This window comes from Mucilaginibacter panaciglaebae, assembly GCF_039539265.1.
Classification (GTDB): Bacteria; Bacteroidota; Bacteroidia; order Sphingobacteriales; family Sphingobacteriaceae; genus Mucilaginibacter; species Mucilaginibacter panaciglaebae.
In genome coordinates this window covers 130,378-155,584 of record NZ_BAABCV010000002.1, presented here as the reverse complement: position 1 = coordinate 155,584, position 25,207 = coordinate 130,378, and the positions used below count along the sequence as shown (strand labels likewise).

The 25,207-nt window shown below is 43.2% G+C and carries 23 protein-coding genes; 17 read left to right on the top strand and 6 right to left on the bottom strand.

Annotated features, from left to right (window positions below):
• Nucleotides 1-35: 35 nt before the first annotated feature.
• On the bottom strand, nucleotides 36-1,157 hold the full coding sequence (gene corA / locus ABD772_RS02955) for a magnesium/cobalt transporter CorA (RefSeq protein WP_345100941.1): 1,122 nt from the start codon (nucleotides 1,155-1,157) through the stop codon (nucleotides 36-38).
• The gene (locus tag ABD772_RS02950) at nucleotides 1,157-1,768 is read right to left on the bottom strand and encodes a WbqC family protein (RefSeq protein WP_345100940.1); all 612 of its coding nucleotides are present in this window, start codon (nucleotides 1,766-1,768) and stop codon (nucleotides 1,157-1,159) included. The genes corA and ABD772_RS02950 overlap by 1 nt, the downstream gene beginning before the upstream one ends.
• 34 nt (nucleotides 1,769-1,802) lie before the next feature.
• Here ABD772_RS02950 and ABD772_RS02945 point away from each other — a divergent pair, with 34 nt between their 5' ends.
• Both ABD772_RS02945 and ABD772_RS02940 read left to right on the top strand, forming a co-directional pair.
• The gene (locus tag ABD772_RS02945; RefSeq protein ID WP_345100939.1) at nucleotides 1,803-2,687 is read left to right on the top strand and encodes a lysophospholipid acyltransferase family protein; all 885 of its coding nucleotides are present in this window, start codon (nucleotides 1,803-1,805) and stop codon (nucleotides 2,685-2,687) included.
• Entirely contained in the window at nucleotides 2,684-3,724 is a 1,041-nt protein-coding gene (locus ABD772_RS02940) for a glycosyltransferase family 2 protein (RefSeq protein WP_345100938.1), read from the top strand. Before ABD772_RS02945 ends, ABD772_RS02940 begins: the two co-directional genes overlap by 4 nt.
• 50 nt (nucleotides 3,725-3,774) lie before the next feature.
• Here the strand turns inward: ABD772_RS02940 and aroQ are convergent, their stop codons facing one another.
• A complete protein-coding gene (gene aroQ, locus ABD772_RS02935) occupies nucleotides 3,775-4,194 on the bottom strand; it encodes a type II 3-dehydroquinate dehydratase (RefSeq protein ID WP_345100937.1) in 420 nt (139 codons plus the stop codon).
• A 40-nt stretch (nucleotides 4,195-4,234) separates the two neighbouring features.
• Between aroQ and xerD the strand changes: the two genes are divergently transcribed.
• The 3 genes from xerD to ABD772_RS02925 all read left to right on the top strand — a co-directional run bounded on the left by xerD (nucleotide 4,235) and on the right by ABD772_RS02925 (nucleotide 5,533).
• Nucleotides 4,235-5,134, top strand: a complete 900-nt coding sequence (gene xerD / locus ABD772_RS02930) for a site-specific tyrosine recombinase XerD (protein ID WP_345100936.1) — start codon at nucleotides 4,235-4,237, stop codon at nucleotides 5,132-5,134.
• A gap of 90 nt (nucleotides 5,135-5,224) precedes the next feature.
• The gene (locus ABD772_RS17545; RefSeq protein WP_425562811.1) at nucleotides 5,225-5,323 is read left to right on the top strand and encodes a GIY-YIG nuclease family protein; all 99 of its coding nucleotides are present in this window, start codon (nucleotides 5,225-5,227) and stop codon (nucleotides 5,321-5,323) included.
• A 54-nt stretch (nucleotides 5,324-5,377) separates the two neighbouring features.
• A complete protein-coding gene (locus tag ABD772_RS02925; protein ID WP_345100935.1) occupies nucleotides 5,378-5,533 on the top strand; it encodes a GIY-YIG nuclease family protein in 156 nt (51 codons plus the stop codon).
• A 670-nt stretch (nucleotides 5,534-6,203) separates the two neighbouring features.
• Here the strand turns inward: ABD772_RS02925 and prmC are convergent.
• Nucleotides 6,204-7,064 (bottom strand): peptide chain release factor N(5)-glutamine methyltransferase, encoded by an 861-nt coding sequence (prmC, locus tag ABD772_RS02920; RefSeq protein ID WP_345100934.1) that lies wholly within the window; start codon nucleotides 7,062-7,064, stop codon nucleotides 6,204-6,206.
• 47 nt (nucleotides 7,065-7,111) lie between these two features.
• Here prmC and ribD point away from each other — a divergent pair, with 47 nt between their 5' ends.
• The 7 genes from ribD (at nucleotide 7,112) to ABD772_RS02885 (ending at nucleotide 12,915) form a co-directional block, all read left to right on the top strand.
• Entirely contained in the window at nucleotides 7,112-8,167 is a 1,056-nt protein-coding gene (gene ribD, locus ABD772_RS02915) for a bifunctional diaminohydroxyphosphoribosylaminopyrimidine deaminase/5-amino-6-(5-phosphoribosylamino)uracil reductase RibD (protein WP_345100933.1), read from the top strand.
• Nucleotides 8,168-9,022 (top strand): EamA family transporter, encoded by an 855-nt coding sequence (locus ABD772_RS02910; protein WP_345100932.1) that lies wholly within the window; start codon nucleotides 8,168-8,170, stop codon nucleotides 9,020-9,022.
• A 10-nt stretch (nucleotides 9,023-9,032) separates the two neighbouring features.
• Nucleotides 9,033-9,647 (top strand): YigZ family protein, encoded by a 615-nt coding sequence (locus ABD772_RS02905; protein WP_345100931.1) that lies wholly within the window; start codon nucleotides 9,033-9,035, stop codon nucleotides 9,645-9,647.
• Nucleotides 9,648-9,827: 180 nt separating this feature from the next.
• On the top strand, nucleotides 9,828-11,183 hold the full coding sequence (gene mgtE, locus ABD772_RS02900) for a magnesium transporter (protein WP_345100930.1): 1,356 nt from the start codon (nucleotides 9,828-9,830) through the stop codon (nucleotides 11,181-11,183).
• A gap of 52 nt (nucleotides 11,184-11,235) precedes the next feature.
• Entirely contained in the window at nucleotides 11,236-12,249 is a 1,014-nt protein-coding gene (gene bioB, locus ABD772_RS02895; RefSeq protein ID WP_345100929.1) for a biotin synthase BioB, read from the top strand.
• A gap of 11 nt (nucleotides 12,250-12,260) precedes the next feature.
• Nucleotides 12,261-12,449: a hypothetical protein gene (locus ABD772_RS02890; RefSeq protein WP_345100928.1), complete on the top strand. Its 189-nt coding sequence runs from the start codon at nucleotides 12,261-12,263 to the stop codon at nucleotides 12,447-12,449.
• A complete protein-coding gene (locus ABD772_RS02885) occupies nucleotides 12,439-12,915 on the top strand; it encodes a hypothetical protein (protein WP_345100927.1) in 477 nt (158 codons plus the stop codon). Before ABD772_RS02890 ends, ABD772_RS02885 begins: the two co-directional genes overlap by 11 nt.
• A 295-nt stretch (nucleotides 12,916-13,210) precedes the next feature.
• Here ABD772_RS02885 and ABD772_RS02880 read toward each other — a convergent pair whose 3' ends face one another.
• Entirely contained in the window at nucleotides 13,211-14,089 is an 879-nt protein-coding gene (locus ABD772_RS02880; protein WP_345100926.1) for a diiron oxygenase, read from the bottom strand.
• 169 nt (nucleotides 14,090-14,258) lie between these two features.
• Between ABD772_RS02880 and ABD772_RS02875 the strand changes: the two genes are divergently transcribed.
• From ABD772_RS02875 to ABD772_RS02865, 3 genes are all read left to right on the top strand, one after another.
• Nucleotides 14,259-15,515 (top strand): putative DNA modification/repair radical SAM protein, encoded by a 1,257-nt coding sequence (locus ABD772_RS02875; protein ID WP_345100924.1) that lies wholly within the window; start codon nucleotides 14,259-14,261, stop codon nucleotides 15,513-15,515.
• Nucleotide 15,516: 1 nt separating this feature from the next.
• Nucleotides 15,517-16,275 carry a TIGR03915 family putative DNA repair protein gene (locus ABD772_RS02870; RefSeq protein ID WP_345100923.1) on the top strand — a complete coding sequence of 253 codons (759 nt, stop codon included), beginning with the start codon at nucleotides 15,517-15,519 and terminating at the stop codon, nucleotides 16,273-16,275.
• Between the two features lie 1,498 nt (nucleotides 16,276-17,773).
• Complete coding sequence (locus ABD772_RS02865) at nucleotides 17,774-19,120, top strand: PhoH family protein (RefSeq protein ID WP_345100922.1); 1,347 nt, start codon at nucleotides 17,774-17,776, stop codon at nucleotides 19,118-19,120.
• Between the two features lie 5 nt (nucleotides 19,121-19,125).
• On the opposite strand, the gene ABD772_RS02860 is transcribed toward ABD772_RS02865, so the two are convergent.
• A complete protein-coding gene (locus ABD772_RS02860) occupies nucleotides 19,126-21,258 on the bottom strand; it encodes an FUSC family protein (protein WP_345100921.1) in 2,133 nt (710 codons plus the stop codon).
• A gap of 201 nt (nucleotides 21,259-21,459) precedes the next feature.
• On the opposite strand from ABD772_RS02860, the gene ABD772_RS02855 reads away from it, so the two are divergent.
• Entirely contained in the window at nucleotides 21,460-24,042 is a 2,583-nt protein-coding gene (locus ABD772_RS02855; RefSeq protein ID WP_345100920.1) for a phosphoenolpyruvate carboxylase, read from the top strand.
• Between the two features lie 266 nt (nucleotides 24,043-24,308).
• A complete protein-coding gene (locus ABD772_RS02850; RefSeq protein WP_345100919.1) occupies nucleotides 24,309-25,118 on the top strand; it encodes a trypsin-like peptidase domain-containing protein in 810 nt (269 codons plus the stop codon).
• Nucleotides 25,119-25,207 lie beyond the last annotated feature (89 nt).

Below are 25,207 nucleotides of genomic sequence, written 5' to 3'. Positions count from 1 at the left end.
GGTAGTTACGGTATTCAATGGTTTTATCAACCAATTTACAGCTTCGTAAACCAGCCCTTTTTCCAGAACACAATAACCTGTATAATACCTATCAGTACCATGCCGCCCAAAGTGTAAATATAACCATGTGGCGAGTAAAGCTCAGGCATATTGTCAGGCATTACTTTGTTAGTCGCCGGATCAATGCGTGCGAAGTTCATTCCGTAAATACCGGCCACAAACGTAAGCGGTATAAATATTACCGAGATAATGGTGAGCACTTTCATGATCTCGTTCATGCGGTTACTTACCATGGACAGGTACAAGTCAATAACACTGCCGGCAATTTCCTTGTAGTTTTCAATCAGGTCCATAACCTGTATGATATGGTCGTAAGCATCCTTCAGGAAAGTTTTAACCTCGGCCGTTATCAAGGGGTTCTCAGAGCGCAGAATATCATTTATCTTATCGCGCTCAGGCCACGTTATACGCCTCAGGATGATCAGCGTACGTTTAAGCTGCTGCGCGTCATACATAATGCTTTTATCGGCGTGGCTGTACAAGCGGTCTTCAATAGCATCTAACTCATCGCCAATATGGGCCAGCAAAACAAAATAGGTGTCTATAATGGTATCTGTGAGGGCATAACACAGATAGCCCGGTCCGGCAGTGCGTATAGCGCCTTTTCCGCCGGCCAGCCGCGCTTTCACCGCTTCAAAGTGCTCATCGTGTGTTTCTTCAAAACTGACGATGAGGCCTGGCTTCACAATGGCCGAGAACTGGTTGTTGCACAACTCATTGTCGGCATTGTAATAAACCTGCCGGATGACCGTAAAAAAATAACCGTCATACTCATCAAATTTGGGTCGCTGATGGGTATTCACAATATCCTCCAACACCAGCGGATTTATCTTTAAATAAGTACCGATATCCTCGATCAGTTTTTCGTCATTCAGCCCTCTTATCTGTATCCAGTGGGTGTGGTCTTTACATTTTTTAAACTGGTCAAGGATCACCTTCAGATCGTGTCCATCAGCACAAACCAGTTCTTTTTCATTATAAGAGTAAACGGTGATAATGGGTTTCAGTGCGTCATCAGCGATACTAATGGTGCCCGGGCGTTCGCCCACAATTTGGCGTCGCTTAGTTTTATACCGTACTCTTTTAATGTTACCCATTACAGATAGTTTATGGTTTGCGGCCCCTGGTTAAACAGCAGATCAACAATACTTAAATTTTTGATAAAACCATTACGCTCTTCAAAAACCTGAAAATAAGGTTTTTGTTGCATATCGTAGTCTTTTTTGGCGCTTATGGTGTCGCGCAAGTCCTTCCGTTTTGGATATTGGGCCTCGTAGGTTTCGGTATATTGTAGTTCAAGCGGCAGTTTAATGAACTTCAGGATCATCTGCAGCAAAGCTTCGTTATAGTCAAACAGGTAGGTGAAATGCTTTTGATAAAACGGCGCGAAATCGTCCTCATAATATTCAAAATAAGCTGAGCGGCGATAACAGGTTTCCAGGCTCATCCAATGCAAGCGCTGCCAGTTAAAGTCATAGCTTATTTTGACATCTTTTACCCTGGTGTGCATTTTTGATCCTTTAACCACAGGCACGGTTAATGATAACACGCCGTCCGGCGAATAGATATTGGCCCTGTTACGATAGGTTTGTTTAGGAAAATGCTCCTCGCGCTCGATCAGGATATCAGGCCTATGATGTTTAAACGCAGTGAAATATGCAACCGGCGGAAGATAAAATAGGGGCAATACAGCGCCTTTGTCAATCATATGATTATTTTTGTAGTATAAACAACCAAAAATAATGATAAATAAAGGGCTTTCAAGATTAGGAATAGTCTTTTTATACCTGATCTCGCTGTTGCCCTTCTGGCTGCTTTATATACTAGCCGATGTATTGTTTGTACTGCTTTATTACCTCGTGGGTTACCGGCGTAAAGTTACACAAGCGAATTTACGCAATGCCTTCCCCGAAAAAACAGACGTTGAACGCTCGGGCATCGAAAAGAAATACTATCGCTATTTGGCCGACCTTATCCTCGAGGCAATAAAAATGACTACGATATCGCAAAGCGAGTTACAGCGCCGGGTGGTTTGTACCAACCCCGAATTAGTGAAAAGTTATGAAGCCGCAGGTAAGAGTGTTACCGCCGTAGCCGGGCACTATTGTAACTGGGAATGGGCCGGGCTTGAATTTAGCATTCATACGCGTTTGTTTGTGATCTATAAAAGCTTAGCCAACAATATCTTCGACAAATTCTTTATCAAAACGCGAAGCCGGTTTGGTGCCGTCGTAGTACCGATGGCGCAGGCTCTGCGTTCATCCGTTGCTCATAAAAATGAATTTACGGTGTCGGTTTATGCGGGCGACCAAACACCTCCGCTTGCTACAGCGCAGTACTTTACAGATTTTTTAAATCAGCCTACAGCGGTATTTTTAGGGATTGAAAAAATTGCCCGGCTGATTGATTCCGTCGTAATATTTTATGATATGAAGCGGATAAAGCGCGGCTATTACACTTATACGGTAGTGCCACTTGTAGAAAATACAAAGGAATCTGCAGCTCATGAAATTACAGAAGCACACGTAAAATACCTGGAAATGATGATAAGACGCGAGCCGCAATACTGGATATGGTCGCACCGCAGATGGAAATTTAAGCCAGAAAACGTGAAATATAAAAAATGACCCAATATCCTAAAGTAGCTATAGTGATTTTAAACTGGAACGGTTTAACGCATCTGCGCCAGTTTTTGCCATCAGTACTTTCGTCGGTATGGCCCAACCTGGATATTATAGTGGGCGATAACGCTTCAACCGATGGCTCTGTCGAGTTTATCCGCGAAAATTATCCGACTATCCGCCTAATTCAAAATGATCAGAACTATGGCTTCACTGGTGGTTATAACCGGGTGCTGAAGCATGTCGAAGCTGATTATTATATCTTGCTAAACTCAGATGTCGAAGTGCATCCCGGCTGGATCGAGCCGGTAATAACGCTAATGGAAAGCGACCCGCTGATAGCTGTGGCTGCGCCCAAGATCAAAGCTTATAATCAAAAAAACAGCTTTGAACATGCAGGTGCTGCGGGTGGTTTTATTGATAGCTTTGGCTATCCGTTTTGCCGTGGCCGTATTGTTAACGAGATTGAAAGGGATAACGGCCAGTATGAAGAATCTGGCGAAGTATTCTGGGCGTCGGGCGCTTCCATGTTTATTAAAAAGAAATATTGGGACGAGGCCGAAGGTTTTGACGAACAGTTTTTTGCACATATGGAAGAGATCGACCTTTGCTGGCGCTTAAAAAACAGCGGGTACAAGGTAATGTACTGTGCACAGTCAGAGATCTTTCATGTGGGGGGTGGTACGCTTACCGCCGAAAATCCATTTAAAACCTACCTCAATTTCAGAAACAACTTGTTACTTATCAAAAAGAACCTGCCGTTCTGGAAAGGTCTTATTGTGATAACTGCACGGTTTTTCCTGGATTTTGCCGCACTATTGCGCTTTCTGACTGAAGGTAAACGTAAGGACGCCGGAGCAGTAAGCCGCGCACACCGTTATTTTGTTCGGCACTTGTTTGATAGTGGGAGCCATGCCTCAAGCACCCACCTGAAAAAGTATAATTCTAAATTAACCGGTATGTACCATGGCAGCATTATGTGGGCGTTCTTTATTAAGAAACTCAGAAAGTTTGCTGATCTGGAACGACGTCGGTTTTATTAATTGATGCTTTGTGTAACACGCTTTTAATTGCCGAGAAAGCCAAATTGTTTTTACTTAGCCGTCAAACTCTCAATAGCTAAGCGGTAACTATCCATGCCAAAACCGGCTATAACGCCTTTACAGCTGGCTGCCAGCATACTGTGATGCCTGAACTCCTCGCGCTTGTAAACGTTAGAGATATGTACCTCGACCACCGGGGTTTTTATAGCAGCAATAGCATCGGCAATAGCTACCGAAGTATGCGTATAGGCACCCGCGTTTAAAACAACGCCATCAAAGCCGAAACCAATTTCATGAAGTTTATTGATGATCTCGCCTTCTACATTGCTTTGATAATAAGCTATATTCAGTTCAGGGTATCGTGTTTTCAGCGTCTCCAGGTAACTTTCAAAGCTGCTGTCGCCATAAATAGATTTCTCTCTAACGCCCAGTAAGTTTAAATTTGGGCCGTTTATAATTTGTATATTCATTAGCTCAAACTTAAGTATAAAACATTAAATCTAAAATCAATTGAACTGGCCATCGGCAATAAAAGGGTTTCAGGCCTATTTAAAACTGGAGAGATCACTCTCGTCAAACTCTATCGAGGCCTATACCCGCGATATCCAGCGTCTATACGAGTTTACCGAGGTTCAGGAAGCCAAACTAAGCCCTGACAGCATTACCCTTGCCGACCTTCGCCGTTTTATTACCTGGGTAAATGAACTGGGTATGATCCCGTCATCACAAGCCCGGATTCTATCAGGGGTCAAGGCTTTTTATAAGTATATGCTGATGGAAGACTTGATCACGATCGATCCGTCAGAGCTGCTGGAATCGCCCAAAATTACGCGCAAATTGCCTGACACGCTAAGCTATGAAGATATCAATAAACTAATAGACGCTATCGATCTGTCCAAACCTGACGGCGCCCGCAATAAGGCCATTATGGAAACGCTATACGGCTGCGGCTTGCGTGTATCTGAATTAACTGAACTTAAACTTTCCAACCTGTATCTGGATATAGAATTTATTAAGGTACTGGGCAAAGGCAGCAAAGAGCGACTGGTGCCCATAGGTGGCTCTGCGATAAAAGCGCTGAAAATTTGGATAGAACAAGTGCGGGTGCATAACCCTATAAAAAAAGGGGAGGAGGATTACGTTTTTCTGAACCGCCGCGGTTCAAGGCTTAGCCGGGTTTACATTTTTATGCTGATCAAAAACCTGGCGGCACAAACCGGATTGAAAAAGACGATAAGTCCGCACACCTTTAGGCATTCTTTTGCCACTCATCTTGTTGAAGGCGGCGCAGACCTGCGCGCTGTACAGGAAATGCTGGGGCATGAAAGCATTACTACCACTGAGATTTATACGCATCTGGATAGAGAGTATTTGAAAGGCACGATTATACAGTATCATCCACGCAGTTGAATAATATCCACCCTTTGTGAATTTCCTGTCGTTGCGGGAAGGAGCGACGAAGCAACCGAGAACTATTAAAGCAAATTGTTATTTTGCAAAATGCCTAAATTTCATCTGTATTACGTTTATGTCTTAACCAATAAAGGTAATACCGTCATTTATGTTGGAGTAACCAATAATCTACAAGACCGCGTTTGACAGCATAAAAAGGGAGTCTACAACGGGTTTACAAAAACCTACGCCTGCAACAAATTGGTTTATTACGAAGAGTTTCAATTTATTCAGGATGCTATTGCACGAGAGAAGCAACTTAAAGCTGGTTCACGTCAAAAGAAAGTTGATTTAATACAATCTGAAAATCGTGATTGGTTAGATTTGACGGCGGGTTGGTATGAAGGATGGGAATAACACATATCGGCCGAGCCTCCTTGCGATTGCCGCGCTACGCTCGCAATGACAGTGATTTTCATTAATGCCTGGCAATTTTGTCATTGCGGGGAGGAACGACGAAGCAACCGCACGCGTTTAAGAAAGCAGACGAGCTTTTCTCCTTGCGATTGCCGCGCTACGCTCGCAATGACAGTGATTTTCATTAATGCCTGGCAATTTTGTCATTGCGAGGAGGAACGACGAAGCAATCGCACGCGTTTAAGAAAGCAGACGAGCTTTTCTCCTTGCGATTGCCGCGCTACGCTCGCAATGACAGTGATTTTCATTAATGGCTGGCAATTTTGTCATTGCGGGGAGGAACGACGAAGCAACCGCACGCGTTTAAGAAAGGATACGAGCTTTTCTCCTTGCGATTGCCGCGCTACGCTCGCAATGACAGTGACTTTCATTAATGCTGGCAATTTTGTCATTGCGAGGAGGAACGACGAAGCAACCGCACGCGTTTAAGAAAGCAGACGAGTTTTTCTCCTTGCGATTGCCGCGCTACGCTCGCAATGACAGTGATTTTCATTAATGCCTGGCAATTTTGTCATTGCGGGGAGGAACGACGAAGCAACCGCATGCGTTTAAGAAAGCAGACGAGTTTTTCTCCTTGCGATTGCCGCGCTACGCTCGCAATGACAAAGAGCTATCGTACCGATCTTATCATTCTATCCCTGCCGCTCAAATCCTTCCTTATTTCAACATCCTTAAATCCGCTGTCAGTTAACAGCTGTGCGGTTTCCTTACCAAAACTTTCATTGATCTCAAAAAATAATAAACCATCAGGTTCAAGCGAAGCTAATGCGAAATCAGCTATCGCTCTATAAAATAGCAACGGGTCGTCCTCAGGTACAAACAACGCCGAATGTGGCTCGAAATCTGTTACGTTACGGTGCATCCGTATTTTATCCTCAAGTGTAACGTAGGGTGGATTGGAAACGATAATGGAGTATTTTTTATCTGAAGTATAATTCAAAATATCAGCCTCAATAAAATTAACGTCTACTTCATTTAATACGGCGTTTTCTTTAGCGGTATTCAACGCGTCAACCGAAACATCCATAGCCGACACTTGTACGTTAGTTAAATTCTTTTTTAAGCTGATAGCAATACAACCGGTGCCCGTGCCGATATCCAATATGCTTGAGTTAGTATTTGGAGATGAATCTAATACCCACTGCACCAGCTCTTCGGTCTCCGGCCGGGGTATAAGGGTGGCTGGATTTACTTTGAATCTTAACCCATAAAACTCGGCGTACCCTAAAGTATATTGCAGTGGTTTACCGGTTTTTAATTGGGCAAGAATACCGTTAAGCTCATTTTGTTGGGCGAAGGTTAATTGCCTGTCACCAAACGCCTTAATATTGGCTTTGGATGTATTGATGATCTCGGTTAAAACCATTAAGCTGATAGAGGCGATCTCCCGGGTGTCATAGATGCCTGCAAGGCCCTGTTTAAACTGTGCAAAGGCGTCGTTAATGGTTTTCATCACTGCTAAGTTAGCCATTTGCCCCTTAATCTGATCGCTAATCAACTAATCGCTATCTTTACCCCATGTCGCATCATGAAAAATATATGCAGCGCTGTCTCGATCTGGCCATTTTAGGCGCAGGCAAGGTTAGCCCGAACCCAATGGTGGGCGCTGTTATTGTTCATGATGGTAAGATAATAGGTGAGGGCTATCACCAGCAATATGGACAGGCTCATGCCGAGGTGAATGCGGTAAACCAGGTGCTGGCAAACTTTGACGCCGCTGAAGAACTGTTACGCAATTCAACCATCTATGTATCGCTTGAGCCTTGTGCGCATTACGGCAAAACACCGCCCTGTGCCGATCTGATCATCAAACACCGCATTCGGCAGGTAGTGGTTGGTTGCCGCGATCCCTTTCCTGAAGTGGATGGTAAGGGGATTGAAAAGTTGAAAGCGGCAGGTATTGAGGTTACGTTGGGCGTTTTAGAAGATGAATGCCGGTTTTTAAATCGCCGCTTTTTTACTAAAGTGCTAAAGCACCGGCCGTATGTTATTTTAAAATGGGCCCAAACGCAGGATAGCTTCTTTGCTCCCGACGATAAAAGTCAGTTCTGGATAACCGGTGCAGAATCGCGAAAGCTGGTGCACCAATGGCGTGGAGAAGAAGATGCTGTTTTGGTAGGCAAAAATACCGCTGCCATTGACAATCCGCAGTTGAATGTAAGATATGGTGATGGAAGGTCGCCTAAACGTGTGGTGATTGATCGCCGGTTAGCATTGAGTCATGATTTGCACTTGTTCGACCAGTCGGTTGAGACTTTGGTTTTTAACGAAATTAAGACCGCTATTGACGGAAAGATCAAATTTATCGCTCTCGAAGATTTTGACCGCTATGTGCCACAATATATACTGTACCAGCTTTATTTGCAGGATATCCAGTCGGTGATTATTGAAGGCGGCGCACATACGCTTAATTCGTTCATCGAAGCCGGTGTCTGGGACGAGGCACGGGTATTTACCGGGCAGTCAACTTTAAAATCGGGTATAAAAGCTCCAAAAATTAACGGTATAATTGCCGGGGAGATTCCGTCAGGGACAGATCATCTGCAAATTATTTATAACCATAAGCAGCGCTAAATGCTATATATCTTATTAAGTATCTGTTGCAGCGTGGTGGTTTCCATTATGCTGAAATTAGCTAAACGCTACCATGTCGACGTGTTGCAGGCCATCACCTGGAATTATTCGACCGCTATTTTGCTAACCTGGCTTATTTTTAAACCGCATTGGATAAGCTTGCAAGTAGCACCGGTGACGACTTTGGCAGGCTTAGGGATATTGCTACCGGTGTTGTTTGTAGTGCTGGGTGCATCTGTCACTACAACTGGTATTGTACGTACCGACGTAGCGCAACGGCTGTCATTATTTATTCCGATACTGGCTTCATATTTTGTTTTTGGCGAGACATTACACGCGGTTAAAATTACGGGCATAGCTTTAGGCCTGGTTGCTATTGTATGCTCGATCCCCTGGGGAAAAAGCACTGGCGGGAAGGCAAGCAGGGGCGGCTGGTTTTACCTGCTGGTGGTGTTTATTGGTATGGGCGTAATCGATGTTTTATTTAAGCAGCTATCAGCTTTTAAAGCGGTGCCTTATACTTCGTTGCTGTTTATGGTTTTTATTCTGTCGTTTATTTGTGCACTCATTATGCTCATCATCAAAATATCGAGCGGAAAAACCAAATTCTCGTTTCCCCATATCCTGATTGGTTGGGCGTTGGGGATAGCCAACTTTGGAAATATCTTGTTTTATTTAAAAGCACATCAGGCGCTGGTAAACAAGCCCTCGACGGTGTTTACCGCCATGAACATAGGCGTTATTGTAATGGGTACGCTTGTGGGGCTGTTCATCTTTAAAGAGAAATTAAGTACGCTCAATAAAGTTGGTATCTTTCTGGCATTAATAGCTGTTATTGTGATCTTTAATTTTTAAACGGCCCCTTATGCTGTTTAATGATACATATAAAACTATAGATGCTGCGGCCGAAGCCATTTTTCGCGACCGGGGCAGTAAGTTCCTCGCCTTTGCGTATCCTATCCAGTCAGAAAATCAGGTTAAAGAGATCATAGCAAAGCTAAAAACAGCACATCCCAAAGCAAACCACCATTGCTGGGCTATGCGATTGACTCCCGATCGCTCAGTATTTAAACTTAATGACGACGGCGAACCATCGGGCACCGCGGGCAGGCCTATTTTAAATACTTTACTTTCCAGAGATCTTACCAATGTGCTGGTTGTCGTGGTGCGGTATTTTGGCGGTACCCTGTTAGGCGTACCGGGATTGATCAATGCTTACAAAGCCGCAACCGAAGAAGCGTTAGCCAACACACAGATCGTCGAAAAGACGGTGAATGATATTTATACCATCAGCTTTGATTACCTGCAGATGAATGACGTAATGCGCCTGATAAAGGAAGCCGATGTACAGATCATCGAACAGGAATTTGATAATGAATGTAACATCCAGGTCTCTATCCGCAAGATGCAGGTTAATATTGTGCTGGGCAAATTGGATAAACTGACCGGTGTAAAAGCTAAGTACCGCCATACCCTTTAATTTATATATACCTGTTAAAGCCGGCGGCTATAAATAATGCTCGTTTTTAAGCATTTTTTAAATAATATCTGACATCCAATTTTACTTCATAATTTACTATTGGATATTCATTATTCGATATTCAAAAAGAGGATTTTATTTTGCCGGTTTCCGGGCTTAAATACCTAATTTAGTCGGAGTATGCAATCTTTTGAAGTAGATAAAAGCGACTTCCTGCGCATTAAGGCCGCTCTCGAGGGTGATGATGCTGAATTAGAGTTAGTTCTGAAGGAGTATCATCCTTCTGAGATTGCTATTTTATTTGAAAAGCTGCAGCAGGAGGATAAAGAACGTATTATCAATATCCTGCCCGCCGACGTGGCATCGGATGTTATTGCCGAAATGGATGAGGAACATCGCCCCGGTGAACTCCTGATCAACCTCGACCCTGAGAAACGTTCGGAGATTGTAGAGGAGTTGGATTACGACGATGCGACAGACATCATTTCGCAGCTTGAAGAGCATGAGCAGCAGGAAATTCTTGAGGACTTAGACCACGAGGACGCTACCAACATCCGCGCCCTGTTAAATTACCACGAGAACACCGCAGGTGGTTTAATGAACCCCAAACTTCTGTGCGTAAACATCAACTCCAACAAAAAAGAGGCATTGGACGAGATCATCCGTCAATCAGAAGAAATGGAGGAGTTCTACACCATTTATGTGGTAGATAAAAATGATATTCTGAAGGGTGTAGTTTCTATCAAAGACATTATCAAAGCTCACGCCGATGTTAAGATCAAGAATATTTATAAAGACGCACCGATCTTCGTAAAAGCCGACCTCGACCAGGAGGAAGTAGCCAAGCTCATCTCTCAATACAACCTGACCGCCATACCGGTAGTCGACGATAACATGAAGTTACTGGGCCGCATTACGGTAGATGATATCATCGACGTAATGGAGCAGGAGAGCACCGAGGATATGTTGAAGATATCCGGTGTATCTGAGGACGAGGAACTGAGCGGTAACTGGCAGGAAGCGGTAAAGAGCCGTTTGCCCTGGTTGATTATTAACCTGGCCACCGGTTTTCTTGCCGCAGGTGTGGTAAGGCATTTCCCAAATGTGCAGGTGGCTATCCCGGCTATAGTGGCCTATATGACCATTATCAGCGGGATGGGGGGTAATGCGGCCACGCAGGCACTGGCGGTTACCGTGCGCCGTATCTCATTGAGCGATCTGACAGATAACCAGGCTTACCGTACCGTATTAAAAGAGTTTTCGGTAGGGATGATCAATGGTGCGGCTAATGGTTTGATAGTTGGAGCTTTTGCGTTTTTTTATGATGGCAGCCCGATGATGGGATTGGTTTTGTTTCTGGCGATGACTGGTAACCTGATCGTAGCCGGATTATCAGGCGCTGGTATCCCGCTGATATTAAAACGCTTGGGTATAGACCCGGCGGTGGCATCATCTATCATTATCACCACATTTACAGATTGCGCCGGGTTTTTTCTGCCGCTATGGCTGGCGACAAATCTTTTAATGCGACATTAGTGCTTATAGTAAGCTTTTATTATAAATTTGGACTTTTAAAATTGATCAAATTATGGCAGTAGTTAGACACGACTGGACTCAAGAAGAAATTTCTGAAATATATCATACCCCGCTGCTCGACCTGATTTACCGGGCGGCCAGCATTCACCGTGAGAATAAGGATTACGCAGAAGTACAGATCAGCTCACTGATCTCGATAAAAACGGGCGGCTGCCCTGAAGACTGTGCTTATTGCCCGCAGGCGGCCCGCTACAATACAGGGGTTGATGTGCATGCCATTATGCCTAAAGAAGAAGTGATTGCGGTAGCCGAAAGAGCCAAAGCTGGAGGTGCTTCACGCTTATGCATGGGCGCAGCCTGGCGCGAAGTACGCGATAACCGCGACTTTGACAAGGTGATTGATATGGTGAAAGCGGTTAACTCGCTGGATATGGAGGTTTGCTGTACTCTGGGTATGTTGACCGAGGCTCAGGCACAACGCTTAGCCGATGCCGGTTTGTATGCTTATAATCACAACCTGGATACTTCAGAGGACGACTATAAACGCATCATCACTACCCGCAGCTATGATGATCGCCTGAAAACTTTAGAGCATGTGCGCAAAGCAAAAATATCAGTTTGCAGCGGTGGTATCATCGGGTTGGGCGAAACTACTGCGGACAGGATATCGATGCTTAAAACACTTTCAAACTTGCCGCAGCACCCTGAATCAGTACCTATCAATGCGTTGGTTCCGGTTAAAGGCACGCCGTTGGCCGATCAGCCAAGAGTATCCATCTGGGATATGGTGCGCATGATTGCTACTACCCGCATCATTATGCCTAAAACAGTTGTGCGCCTATCTGCCGGCCGTACAGAAATGAGCACTGTTGAGCAGGCTTTCTGTTTCATGGCAGGTGCTAACTCCATCTTTGCAGGCGAGAAGCTGTTAACCACACCAAATCCATCATTTGATGAAGATATGGCCATGTTTGAGCTGTTGGGATTAACCCCGCGTAAAGCCTTCAAAAATGGCCGCCCTGAGATTAAAGAAATTAAAGAAATGAGTATCAATGAGGTGATATAGGCGGATCATTTATGAAACGGTTTAAGATAAATACTACCTGGGAGGAGGATGAAAAAGAGAGGAGGGAGTTTTTTGAGGGTCTTTCTTTTTCTGAACGGTTAAGGTGTTTTTATAAGCTGAAAGAGAAATTTAGCTTTGATAAGCAGGTATATCCAAAGGGGAAAATATTTAAAATCCATCATCTGACAGATGCCATTTGATATTTATGACGAGTTTATTGTTGCTTTTCTTACATCGATGCAAAAGCATCAAGTAAGATATATGCTAATAGGCGGGGTCGCGCTAAACTTTCATGGGGTAAACAGGAATACTCAAGATATGGATATTTGGTTAGCGCCAACTAATCAAAACCGGGATGTTTTTTACAAGGTTTTGTTAGATATTGGTTATACAGATGAAGAAATTCGCGATTTAAAAAGCGAAGATTTTACTAATGCTTTTAAATGCACCATTGGCGAAATGCCAGATACCATTGACTGTCTTACCGTTGTTCACCATAATATAAATTTTGATGAGGCCGAACATGTCATGATTAAACATGACATTGGCAACGGTGTTAATTTGAATGTAGTTAATATTGATTTTCTAAGACAAATGAAAGTCCTTACACATCGTCCTCAGGACTGGGCAGATGTTGTGCGTTTGGATGAGTTAAAGAAAAAATAAACCTCCCCGGCTGCCCCAAGCGCAATGTTATTAAGTTAAGAGATTTGTCATTTCGAAACGTAGTAGGAAATCTTAAACGCCTACTAATCCTAAACGCATGTACAAGATTTCTCACTCGTTCCTCGTATCGAAATGACAAGTTTTTTAGTTTATTTTCTTAACTTAATGACATTGGCCGCGAGCGTCCCGCTTGTGGCCCCACATGCCAGGTAACGGATAGACCATGTCAACGGTAGCTGCCTATCGCTTCAGAGAAGCGCCACGCTATCGCTCGCAATGACGCTTTGTTAGTTTTTTATACCTTCGCACCCAAAACCCTCCGCCAGGCAAACCTGGTCATAAAGTTAAATCCCTTCCAGCTGTTCACAAACTCAATGATGTCGTTTAGGCATCTATCGGCAAATTTTTGTTTGAAATTTTTAGACGCCAACTTATAAGCCTCATCAGGGTTTTCCAGGCCTATACGCTCGTAAATTTCACGCTTTACATACATAGTACGTACAAACAGGATATTGAATAGTATTACATAGCTGTACAATGTACGCTTGATGAAGCCCGCTTTCTCTGAATATTTCTTTAATAACGCTTTAGTATATAGAATATGCCGCCCCTCTTCAATATTATGCAGGTCGAACATCTTTTTCAGTACCGGGTAAATATCAGGTGCGCGGCGGGCATGATTTCCATAAACATCAGTTACCAATTCAACAGATACGCTGCCCATAAACAGATAATCGGCAGGCAGATATTTATTACTGAATTCGCCAAAAAACTTGTGCAGGCGGCTTTGCTTAATTGGCTTGCCGCCCAGTTTGGCAATAACCCGCGCAAACATTTCCTGATGGCGGAGTTCCTCGATCAGCTCGCGGATTAAAAACTGATGCTCGACATTGTCGGCAGACAAGGTGATCAAATGGCGCGTCATAAACACACAAAACAGGCACTCGCCCCAGGCGTATGAGGCTATTACCTGCACCAGCTCGTGCCGCCCAAGCTCAAGTTTTTGAGCAGGAGTAAGGGTTTCGTACAGATCAAGCCCTTGCAGCGATGTCAAAGCTTCGGGCAGAAAAATATCACCAGCTTCGGGCTCCAGTTGCCAGGGGATATAAGTCTCCGGCATCAAAGGGCGCTCGCGGCTGATCTTTATTAAACGCTCAATTTCCTTGATATCCATATTTAAAGATACGCGATATATCGGTTTTGCGTTGCTGCTGCTATAGTTAAACATAACCTTTTATACGGATAATGTTTAGATGTTCCATTCGCATCAATAAACCTGAAAGGAATAACTAAATTAAAAATGGATTACAAAATGCTAAAAATATTAGTATTTTTGATCTGTTATGAATGCAGACAGGATTACTGAGAAATTGAATATTTTGGCCGATGCCGCTAAGTATGATGTATCATGCGCGTCGAGCGGAAGCAAGCGTAAAAACGAGAATAAGGGCTTGGGCAATGCCAGCAATGGTATTTGTCATAGTTATACCGAGGATGGACGGTGCGTGTCTTTGCTGAAAATATTATTAACCAATTATTGTATTTATGATTGTGCCTATTGTGTGTCGCGAAAAAGCAATGATATACAACGTGCGGCTTTTACCGTGCAGGAGGTGGTCGACCTGACCATTAACTTCTATCGCCGCAATTATATCGAAGGCTTGTTCCTGAGCTCGGGTATTTTTAAGGATGCCGATTTTACCATGGAGCGACTGGTGCAGGTGGCTAAGAAACTGCGGACCGAGCATAAATTTAATGGGTATATTCATCTGAAATCCATCCCCGGTGCCAGTGACGAACTGATGCGTGAGGCCGGCTTGTATGCTGATCGCTTAAGCATTAACCTTGAAATGCCTACTGAGGCCGGACTGAAATTATTGGCTCCGGATAAGAATCGGCAGGACATGATAAATCCGATGCAGTTTTTGAAGGAAGAGATCAAGCTGCGAATGGATGAAAAGAAACTATTCAAAAAAGCACCCCTGTTTGCGCCGGCAGGGCAAAGCACCCAGGTTATCGTCGGTGCAACGCCCGAAACGGACGAGCAAGTGCTGCAATCGGCAAATTACTTTTATCAGACTTTTAATTTAAAGCGGGTATACTATTCGGGCTACGTGCCCGTACTGGCAGATAAGCGCCTGCCTGCCTTAAACAGCAGCGTCCCTATGGTACGCGAGAATCGTTTATATCAGGCCGACTGGCTGATGCGTTATTATGGCTTTGATGTAGGTGAGATCGTCAACCAGAACCAACCATTGCTAGATCTGGATATTGATCCGAAATTGAGCTGGGCTATTCGGAATATGAATGAATTTCCGATAGATATTAATAAGGCCGATTTAAAGTTGATCCTTCGTGTGCCGGGCATCGGTATGTTATCGGCACAAAAGATAGTAAGCGCGCGCAGGCACGGGCGGTTAAATTGGGATCAGCTGAAAAAAATAGGCGTTTCGGTAAACCGGGCCAGGTATTTTATTACCTGTAACAGTCCGCAGTTTGAGCGGCGCGATCTGACCGGCAATAACATCAAGCAATTTATCCTGGCCGAATCGCAAAGTAAATATCTCAAGAACAAACCTAACCAGTTAAACCTGTTTTAAAATGACTGCGCTATTTTACGACGGAACGTTTGAGGGGTTGCTTACGGCTATTTTCGAGATCTACGATCGCAAGCTATCATTGGTAAAGATATTTAAGGGCCAGCAGCAGACAGGCGAGATGTTTGGGGACACATTGAACGTAATTACCAATGAAGCTTATGCTACACGCGTTTTAAAAGGTCTGCGTAAAAAGTTATCGCCCAATGGCGTGCAGCGTTTGTATATAGCACACATGGCCGAAATGGATAATGAGGACAATAATCTGGTTGGTTATATAAGATATGCGTTCGACAGTTTGCAGAATATTGAGGATGATTATGGAAACCGTTATGTGATGCGGCTTTCTGAGATCATCCGGATGATGCGCCGCGAGAAGCACCGGATGGAAGCCTTTGTACGTTTCCGGAAACTGAAAGACGAGACTTATTACGCCGCCGTGGAGCCTGATTTTAATGTGCTGCCGCTCCTCATCAGACATTTTAGAAGCCGGTATACTGACCAAAAATGGATGATCTACGACCTGCGGCGTGATTATGGTATTTATTACGATAGGCATGATACACAGTTTATCACGCTTGACTTTGCCGCAGCAGGCAAGCCCGGCGATGTAATATCGGCCTATACCGAGGATGAAAGTATTTACCAGCATCTTTGGAAGAACTATTTCCATAGTGTAAATATCCCGGCACGCAAAAATACCAAACTACATGTGCGCCACATTCCCAAACGATATTGGAAACATTTAACCGAGAAAATTTAATCCGTATCATTTTACGCATTTTAGTTACCTGTTTATATGAAAAAATACCTGAAAATTGTGAATACATCCGATGTGGATAACATTGGTTATAACGCTGTATGTTACTGATATTTACAGCTTTAAATGTGTTGATAACTGCCATATTGATGTTAGTTACGCGTTAATAAAAACAATAAAGAAAATTTGCAAAATCTTCCTGGTATCCCGATATTGAAATCATCAAGAACGACGTACTTTGACAGCCTTACAGGAATAACAGAAATTGAATCGGGGGAGTTCTCGGACGAACTAAAGATCAAGGGAAAGCCTGAGTTATATGGAAACCGAAGCCGCGACAGCGACCGAAACAGAATATAACTAACAAGGTATTAAATGTTTGCCTGTTTTCTACGGAAAATGGTAATACTATTAATGACCTTGAAGCAATCGGTGTTAGCAAACAATGATCATATCTGTAAATCCTTTTAGAACGGAAACACGATGTATCTCGTTTGAGTTTAAAATAGATGAGTTGGAAGCCTGCAAAGGTTTGTTAATAAATCGAATGATAAGCGACATAACGATGTTAAGTCAGTATCCACAAAGAGGACGGGATTGAACAGCGTGAACATAACACGATGAGATCAGGTCGGTCACTATACACAAAACTTGATGCTTTATGCAGTACTACGGTGCAGCTTAAAGTTGAAAACGGGTAGTCAAATCGAAAGAGGCGGCACCCGTTTTTGTTTTTATCAGATTTTTGATTTGTTTAGTCGCTGCTGCCAAGACACGTCATTTCAGCATTTTGCATTAAGAACCCCTTCAATTTATTTAGCCTGGATGCCAATTTTACGCATTTGTGCGCCGCAACTTTTCTGAAAGTCGGTCTGTCATTGTTAAAAACCAACCTGTTAACAACCTTGTGCACAATAATAGTCTACAGAGCTAAAACACACTGTAATTATAATAAAACGTCTTTTTAAACCATAATTCAGTGTTGTAATCTGTTAATAACCAGTAAATTATTGTTCATAATGGGTTAATAAAAACTATATAAAATATTTGCAGGATTTCGGACACATCCTGATATTAGAATCATCAGGAACGAAGTACTTTGACAGCCTTACAGGAATAACAAAAATTGAATCGAAGGGAGGTTTTCGGACAAACTAAGATCAAGGGAAAGCCTGAGTTACATTAAACAGAAACGGCGCAAGCAACAGAAACGCAGTGTTAACTACAATAAGGCATTGACAGAAGCTGTTAATTTTTACGGAGATAGGCAGCACTGAATAATGACTTGACGCAACCACACCCGCAAGGGCACACGGCCAGGGCAAGCCGGTTAAAATACAGAAGCTTGATGCTTTATGAATAATTACGGTTACTCATAAGCATAAACGGGAGACCAGATCGAAAGACGAGGGCTCCCGTTTTTGTTTTATATGGTGTGCCAAATCACCTTCGGGTACAAATAATTTTTCGTTAGGCGTTAAATTGCATAATTTAGCATAGTATGCAAAATGACTACAAAAGGCCGGCAGCAGGGAAAAAGATATTTGTTTTAGATACTTCCGTGATCTTATATGATCACAATGCGTTCGAAAATTTCCAGGAGCACGATGTTGCTATCCCCATTCAGGTGCTGGAAGAACTGGACAATATGAAAAGCGGTAACGATACCCGCAATTTCGAGGCCCGTAGTTTTATCCGCCTCATCGACGACATCTCGCGCAAAAAGCTGATTAATAAATGGCATCCGTTAAATGGAAAGGACAAAGGCAGCTTTAAAGTAATAATTGACATCAAGAATACCGGCGTTGATGCCGAGGCGATCTTTGGATCGGATAAAGTCGATCATCGCATACTGAACGCAGCACTTGGCTTACAGGAAGAGAACCCGGATAAAAACGTGGTATTGGTATCGAAAGATATCTGCCTTCGTTTGAAAGCAAAATCGCTAAACATACATGCCGAGGATTACGAAACCGGCAAAGTTAAAAATGTTGATGAACTGTACAGTGGTGAAACTGTGGTAAGCGCCACCGACAAGCAGATCAACCAGCTCAACAAACAACGCACCTTACCAACCAACGGCTTGGAACTGAATAAGGAGACGGCAAACCATTTTTATATTCTCGAAGGAAAAAAGACAAGGGCGTCAGCCTTTTATAATAGCCAGACCGGCATATTGGAAAGGGTGAACGAGCAGCCCATATTCAATATCCAGCCCAGAAACATTGAGCAGGCTTTTGCTATACATGCACTGCTAAATCCAGACATTAAGCTGGTAACCATACAGGGTAATGCCGGCACGGGTAAAACGTTACTGGCCCTGGCTGGTGCTTTGGAGCAGCGCAAATATTACCGCCAGATATTTGTTACGCGGCCAATTGTCCCCCTTAGCAACAAAGATATTGGCTTCTTACCCGGCGATATCAAATCAAAGATAGACCCGTACATGGCGCCGATATGGGATAACCTCAAATTTATCAAAGACCAGTTTACCGATGACGAAAAGATGCAGGCTAAACTGGATGAACTCGTTGACAACGAAAAGATATCTATAGCTCCGCTGGCCTTCATTCGCGGGCGTACGCTGAGCAAGATATTTTTTATTGTAGACGAAGCCCAGAATCTTACCCCGCACGAGATCAAGACCATCATATCCCGCGCAGGCGAAAACAGTAAATTTGTTTTTACCGGCGATATTTACCAGATAGATACCCCATACCTTGATGCAGAAAGTAACGGCCTGTCTTACCTGATTGACCGTGCCAAAGGGCATCCGCTTTATGCGCACATAACCTTGCAAAAAGGGGAGCGCAGTGAGTTAGCTAATTTGGCTACCGAACTGTTATAAGGCGGCTACTTTAACACATCATCCGTAACCTTCGCAATATCTGTACTGATCTTATTAATAAAACCTAACTGTTCTTTCAGCAGATTTTCAATTACGGTGGGGGCGGTTATTTCGGCCAGTTCTGCTTTTTCTCCGGTAAATTCAACACGTGTACCACCCAGCTTTTTCGAGCTTTCGTTGAGTATGGCTATGCTTTTTTTGATCAGCTTCAGCGTTTCAGGCGTGGCTTTGTGCATGCCTTTAACCGTTATCTCTGAGGCTACCGTGGCGGTGTAAGATGAAAGGATATGATTCAGCACCACAAATTTGTGGATGTCTTTAATATTACGCTGCTTGCTTTTTGGCTCGGACGTCATGCGCTCAAACGCTGCCGACAGGTTGGCCGACTTCACAAAAACATCTTTTCGGGCCAGTTTGTATTCGGTGATGGTAATAGGATTGCCGGTTATGCTTTGGGCTATTTTGATCAGATAATTCCGGTTGCTGCATATCACATCCGCGAGGCTTTGTTTTATTTGCTCAAACTCCCAGGTCGGGAAGATGAGGTAGCTGGCAATAAAAGCAATGGTTGAGCCTATAATAGTATCCACCACGCGCTCTTCAACAATATTCAGGTGGCCGACACCAAGAAACTTAAATAAAATGAGGACATAAGGTGTGGTAAAGAGCACGCTTATCACGTAGTTTAATCGCTGAAAGCTGTAGGATCCTACCATAAATAATAGCATCAATATAAACTGCGCCTTATTATTAGGTATGAAAACTAATATCAGAATGCCGACGACACCGCCGACGATGGTGCCGGTTAAACGCTGATAATTACGCTGCTTAGACAAACTGAAGCCAGGTTTCAGAATTACGATGATAGTCAGCAATACCCAGTAACTATGATGCCCCAATGAAAAAGCTTTGGACACTGCAAAACCTATCAAACAAACTAAACTTACCCGCAGCGCATGCTTAAAAGCCGCCGAATCCAAAGTGAAATTGTCGAAGAATACATGAGGCGCAAAGTCCTGATGCGGCGCAAATTTAGAATACTCTACATCGTGGTTATTCTCAAGCAAGATTTTTGATGAGCTTGAATTATAATAATTGAAGATGTTTTCAATTTCCTTATTCAGATCACGCAAGTTGATCAGGATCTTTTTGAGTACCAGGTTGCTGGTTTCGTTAGCATCGCCTATCGCGTCTATCTTTTGTTTAAGCTTTTCCATGTCGCCGCTAAAATCAGCCAGGTTTTTGTAGCGCATATTCGAAAGTATCGCAAAACCGATATTTTCCAGCTCGTCGGCCATTTTATGGATCAGAAAGGCTATCTCGGGTAAAATACCTGTATCCTTAAACTTTTCATGGATCTGGGTATAGTCATAATGCGTGGCCATGATCTGTTCAAACATATCCACCAGGTCAACAAAAGTCAGCACCAAAATACGGCTGGCGTTGGTCGATTCGCGAGCCAATACACGGCTTTTAAACAGTAGTTCGCGCACTACATCCTGGTTCTGGCTCACATGTATTTGTTGCGATACCAGTTTATGGTAGTTCTCGTCGATATTGGTTTCAGGCAGATAGAAATCAGCTTTAATCCTCAAAAACTTTACAATGTCGGCCACATTCTCGCCCAATGCTTGCTGCGCTGCGCGATAGGGCCGGATACCAAAAAAAACCAGGCTAAACACCATGTACCAAACACCACCGGCTAAAATAGTAGCGCTATAGCTTAATACTTGCTCAGGTTTAATGGCTTGCTCCATTAATAATACCATTACCAGCAATGACCCCGTACCCACCGATGCCGCCCGGTTTCCATACACGGTAAACATCGAAAACAGGAACGAAAACAAAGTGATCTCTAATCCCAGGGTAAAGACATTTAGTCGCGCAAAGCCGGTAGTTAACGCCACAACAAATACACACAAATTGCCAATGGCCATGCCATTGCGTTTGTGTACAACAGGGCCGGGGCTGTCAGCTACGCAAACACAAAGTGCTCCTAAAGAGAGGGTCAGCCCCAGGTTAAACTCATTCAGTTGAAGGCACACTATGGTTGGAAGCAATATGCCCAGCGTTATACGCAAGCCGTCAGAAAAATACTGGCTGAAAAAGAAGGTTTTGATCTCTTTAGATTGAAGCATCGTCTAACAAATCTCGGAAAAAAAGCCTGATATATGAATTTACAAAAATTTTATCCGACACTTATTTTTGTAATCAATATTGCCGTCAATGTGTATTTTTTTTAAAAATTATATAATTTTTGACGATTTTTATTTAATTTACACCGATTTTGATCTATCCCATAGACCAAGCCACTTTTTTTACATCTTATAACATCTGATATGTCCTCTACGTTAAAACTCAGCCAAAGAGAAACCGCTTTTAATAATGAAGTTGTCACTCGCTTTGAGTTATATAACAGCTTATTTCAAACATTGCCATTTTACCAGGTAAAAGAAATAGGTATTTTGCTGCCCTTTTTTAGCTCGCATTGCGAAAAGGGAGCAATAAAGGAGGAGTCGCCGACAGAAATTATCGAGTCATTTTTTAAAAAATACGTACCGGATATTGATCATCGCGAGCAGTTGAACCGCATGTTCAGGTTTATTCAATACATTGAGCGCCAGGTTGTTTTGTTTGATGCTATTGAAGATTCATCATTCAGTAAAATAGGCCGTGCCGACGAGGTTGGCACGCTGACGGCTTTACTACAAAATGCTGCGTCAAGCGACCAGATGCGTCAAAATATCAGCGAGAAATTAAAAGATTTTTCGCTGCGCCTGGTGCTTACGGCACACCCAACCCAGTTTTATCCGGGTACGGTGCTGGGTATCATGAATGATCTGATAGAAGCGCTGAAAACCAACGATATCAATACCATCGACGTTTTATTACAACAACTGGGTAAAACGCCGTTCTTTAATAAAAAGGCGCCAACGCCGGTTGATGAAGCCGTGAGTTTGGTTTGGTTTCTGGAGAATACTTTTTACCATGCTGCCTCGGGCATACAAAGTAAACTGGAAGAAGAGTTTGGCATAGACGCTGACAGCAAACCGATATTGGAACTGGGTTTTTGGCCTGGTGGCGATCGTGACGGTAACCCTAACGTTACTACCAAGACTACTTACGATGTAGCCTGTTTGCTAAGACAGATCATCTTCCGCTGCTATTATCGCGATTTTAGGGTGTTAAAACGCCGTATCACTTTCAGAGGTATTGAAAATACCATGCAAACGCTGGAGGGGTTATTGTATGAAAATGCTTTCAACAAGCCTCAGCCCAACGCAAAAGACCTGCAGGGCGAATTGTTGGCGCTATTAGGCAGCATACACGAAACATTGATAACCAACCACAACAGCTTGTTTGTTGATATTGTTGACGACTTGATGCGCAAGGTGCGTTTATTTGGTTGTTTCTTCGCCACGCTGGATATTCGTCAGGACAGCCGCGTATTGCGTAATGTATTTAAGTATTGTGTAGATAAGGACATTGCTACAAAAATACCTGCCAATTACCAGGAGCTTGATGAGGATAATAAAATAAGCGCTATTACCTTTAATGAGCTTAACTTTGTGTGCCCTGATGACGCCGATGATCTTATTCGCGACACCATAAACACCATCAAGCTGATGAAAGACATTCAGTATACCAATGGCGAAAAAGGTTGTCAGCGTTTTATCATCAGTAACTGCCAGGAGGCTTCTGATATTCTGCAGTTGGTTGACCTGTTTTTGTGGAGTGGGTGGGAGGCTGAAAGCCTTACTGTCGACTTTATGCCATTATTTGAAATGGTGAACGACTTAAAAGTTGCGGCCGAAGTAATGGAAAAGCTATATACCCATCCTTTTTATAAAGAGCATCTGAAAAGGCGCGGCAACAGGCAAAGTATTATGCTGGGCTTCTCAGACAGCACTAAAGACGGTGGTTATTTAATGGCTAACTGGTCTATCTACAAAGCCAAAGTAGAATTGACCGCTATGGCTCGTAAATATGATATTGATCTGGCCTTCTTTGACGGCCGTGGCGGGCCACCGGCGCGTGGCGGCGGTAAAACTCATCGTTTCTATGCCTCAATGGGTAAAGAAATTGCTAATGAACATATTCAGCTAACCATACAGGGGCAAACCGTAAGCTCGCAGTATGGCTCTGTCGAGACCGCTCGTTTTAACATGGAGCAAATGATCAATGCAGGTATCACATCAGCATTAAACCCAAATAGCACCGATTCGTTGAACGATCAGCAAAAGCAACTTATTACCAGTATGGCCGATGTAAGCTATGACCTGTTTATGAACCTGCGTCAACAGCCGTTGTTTATGGAGTATCTGGAGAAATTCAGTCCGCTGAAACTATTGTCAAAGATCAACATCAGCAGCCGCCCGACTAAACGTAATGCCGATGCTCCATTAAAACTGGAAGATCTGCGTGCTATTAGCTTCGTGACCTCGTGGAGCCAGCTTAAACAAAGCATACCGGGCTTTTACGGCATGGGCACTGCCCTGGAGAAAATGAAAGAGGAGGGCCGTTGGGAAGAAGTAGTGCAGTTATATGCTACATCAGGTTTCTTTAGAACTATGGTAGATAACTGTATCATGTCTATGTCGAAGTCTGATTTCAGGGTAACTGCTTACCTGGAGAAAGACGAAAAATTCAGGTCGTTCTGGAAAAAGCTGAAAGACGAGTTTGAACTGACAAAAGAATTGTTGCTCGAACTAACCGGTACCAAAATGCTGATGGAAGATTCGCCGGTTGACCGCCGTTCTATCGGTATTCGCGAAAAGATTGTATTGCCGCTGGTTATCATGCAGCACTACGCGCTGAATCTGCGTAATCATACCACTGACAAAGAACTGTTAGAGGTTTATGATAAGCTGATTATCCGCACGGTTTACGGGATAGTAAACGCGGGACGAAATCTGGCATAACTGCCCTTATACCCCCTATATTTTAAAGCGATAGTCTTCAACCGGCTATCGCCTTTTTGTTATAGAAAACCCGCAAGTGTAGGCGCTTAACCGGGCGGTATCGTATGCCCCCTCCGTCACATCGCCTGTTCAAGCTTCCATGCTCGAATGCTCTGCTGCTCTTGTTGGTATTATCAGGCAACTATATACCGCTAGACCAGGAAAGGTGATCTATTAATTTCTGACTTTTAGATTTTATGTTGATATTGGGGGTAAACTGATATCACATGAAGAAGATAGTTTTATTATTAACCATTGCCTTGTTGTCTATTACATCCTTATTCGCCCAAGATGTAGATCCTTTTTCTAAATCCTCATGTTATGTAGAGATATATAACGGTAAAAACATACTAGGGAACGCAAGTGGATTTTTCTTTCACACAAAAACAAAGTATTACTTTATCACAAATAATCATGTTGTAGGCGGTGATTTTGCTAAGAACGAATATAAAGCCTTACATAAACACAACATTCCAGCTGATTCGGTAGCAAATCTGTTGAAAGTAAGGTTATACAACAGTAGCCTTAATTCTACTTTTTTCATAGAACTGCCCTTGCTTTCAAATAATAAAAACAATTATATGATATTCAATGATGGCAATGGTAATCCTATGGATATAGTAGCAATACCTATAATTACGGCGCTAAGCATACAGCTTAGTAATACCAGAGTTTTATCTACCAGATATATGAATTCAAATCTTTTCTTATTGCCAGCTACCGATTTATTTGTAGTAGGCTTTCCATATGATTGGGGTAAAACAAATGCTTATCCTGTCTGGAAAAAAGGAAGTATTGCAAGTGAGGCTGACAACAAAGGTTTTTGGATAGATGCCACGACACGATCTGGAATGTCGGGATCTCCTGTTTACTTTAGGTCAAATGCCTATATCGATAAGCTTGGAAATACAAAGGCTTTTAGCAGCTTGGATACTTTCTTGGTGGGGATATACAGCGCACAGAGTTATATTGCCGAGTTGGGAGTGGTTTGGAATTTATCTAGTGTGATTTCTCAACTGAATACATTAGATCAGTAAACCAATCTTTAGTTACCTATTATCACCAACAAGTACCGCCGGCTGATCATCGCTTTTTTTGGTCGGTATAAATGATTTTATAAAAAATT

Excerpts from the sequence above, each read along its gene's own strand:
- ABD772_RS02940 (WP_345100938.1), top strand. The coding sequence starts at position 2,684 with ATGACCCAATATCCTAAAGTAGCTATAGTGATTTTAAACTGGAACGGT.
- mgtE (WP_345100930.1), top strand. The coding sequence starts at position 9,828 with ATGCAATCTTTTGAAGTAGATAAAAGCGACTTCCTGCGCATTAAGGCC.
- aroQ (WP_345100937.1), bottom strand. The coding sequence starts at position 4,194 with ATGAATATACAAATTATAAACGGCCCAAATTTAAACTTACTGGGCGTT.
- ABD772_RS02905 (WP_345100931.1), top strand. The coding sequence starts at position 9,033 with ATGCTGTTTAATGATACATATAAAACTATAGATGCTGCGGCCGAAGCC.
- ABD772_RS02950 (WP_345100940.1), bottom strand. The coding sequence starts at position 1,768 with ATGATTGACAAAGGCGCTGTATTGCCCCTATTTTATCTTCCGCCGGTT.
- ABD772_RS02880 (WP_345100926.1), bottom strand. The coding sequence starts at position 14,089 with ATGGATATCAAGGAAATTGAGCGTTTAATAAAGATCAGCCGCGAGCGC.
- ABD772_RS02865 (WP_345100922.1), top strand. The coding sequence starts at position 17,774 with ATGCAAAATGACTACAAAAGGCCGGCAGCAGGGAAAAAGATATTTGTT.
- ABD772_RS02860 (WP_345100921.1), bottom strand. The coding sequence starts at position 21,258 with ATGCTTCAATCTAAAGAGATCAAAACCTTCTTTTTCAGCCAGTATTTT.
- corA (WP_345100941.1), bottom strand. The coding sequence starts at position 1,157 with ATGGGTAACATTAAAAGAGTACGGTATAAAACTAAGCGACGCCAAATT.
- bioB (WP_345100929.1), top strand. The coding sequence starts at position 11,236 with ATGGCAGTAGTTAGACACGACTGGACTCAAGAAGAAATTTCTGAAATA.
- ABD772_RS17545 (WP_425562811.1), top strand. The coding sequence starts at position 5,225 with ATGCCTAAATTTCATCTGTATTACGTTTATGTCTTAACCAATAAAGGT.
- ribD (WP_345100933.1), top strand. The coding sequence starts at position 7,112 with ATGTCGCATCATGAAAAATATATGCAGCGCTGTCTCGATCTGGCCATT.
- ABD772_RS02850 (WP_345100919.1), top strand. The coding sequence starts at position 24,309 with ATGAAGAAGATAGTTTTATTATTAACCATTGCCTTGTTGTCTATTACA.
- ABD772_RS02875 (WP_345100924.1), top strand. The coding sequence starts at position 14,259 with ATGAATGCAGACAGGATTACTGAGAAATTGAATATTTTGGCCGATGCC.
- ABD772_RS02870 (WP_345100923.1), top strand. The coding sequence starts at position 15,517 with ATGACTGCGCTATTTTACGACGGAACGTTTGAGGGGTTGCTTACGGCT.
- ABD772_RS02885 (WP_345100927.1), top strand. The coding sequence starts at position 12,439 with ATGCCATTTGATATTTATGACGAGTTTATTGTTGCTTTTCTTACATCG.
- ABD772_RS02910 (WP_345100932.1), top strand. The coding sequence starts at position 8,168 with ATGCTATATATCTTATTAAGTATCTGTTGCAGCGTGGTGGTTTCCATT.
- ABD772_RS02855 (WP_345100920.1), top strand. The coding sequence starts at position 21,460 with ATGTCCTCTACGTTAAAACTCAGCCAAAGAGAAACCGCTTTTAATAAT.
- prmC (WP_345100934.1), bottom strand. The coding sequence starts at position 7,064 with ATGGCTAACTTAGCAGTGATGAAAACCATTAACGACGCCTTTGCACAG.
- ABD772_RS02890 (WP_345100928.1), top strand. The coding sequence starts at position 12,261 with ATGAAACGGTTTAAGATAAATACTACCTGGGAGGAGGATGAAAAAGAG.
- ABD772_RS02945 (WP_345100939.1), top strand. The coding sequence starts at position 1,803 with ATGATAAATAAAGGGCTTTCAAGATTAGGAATAGTCTTTTTATACCTG.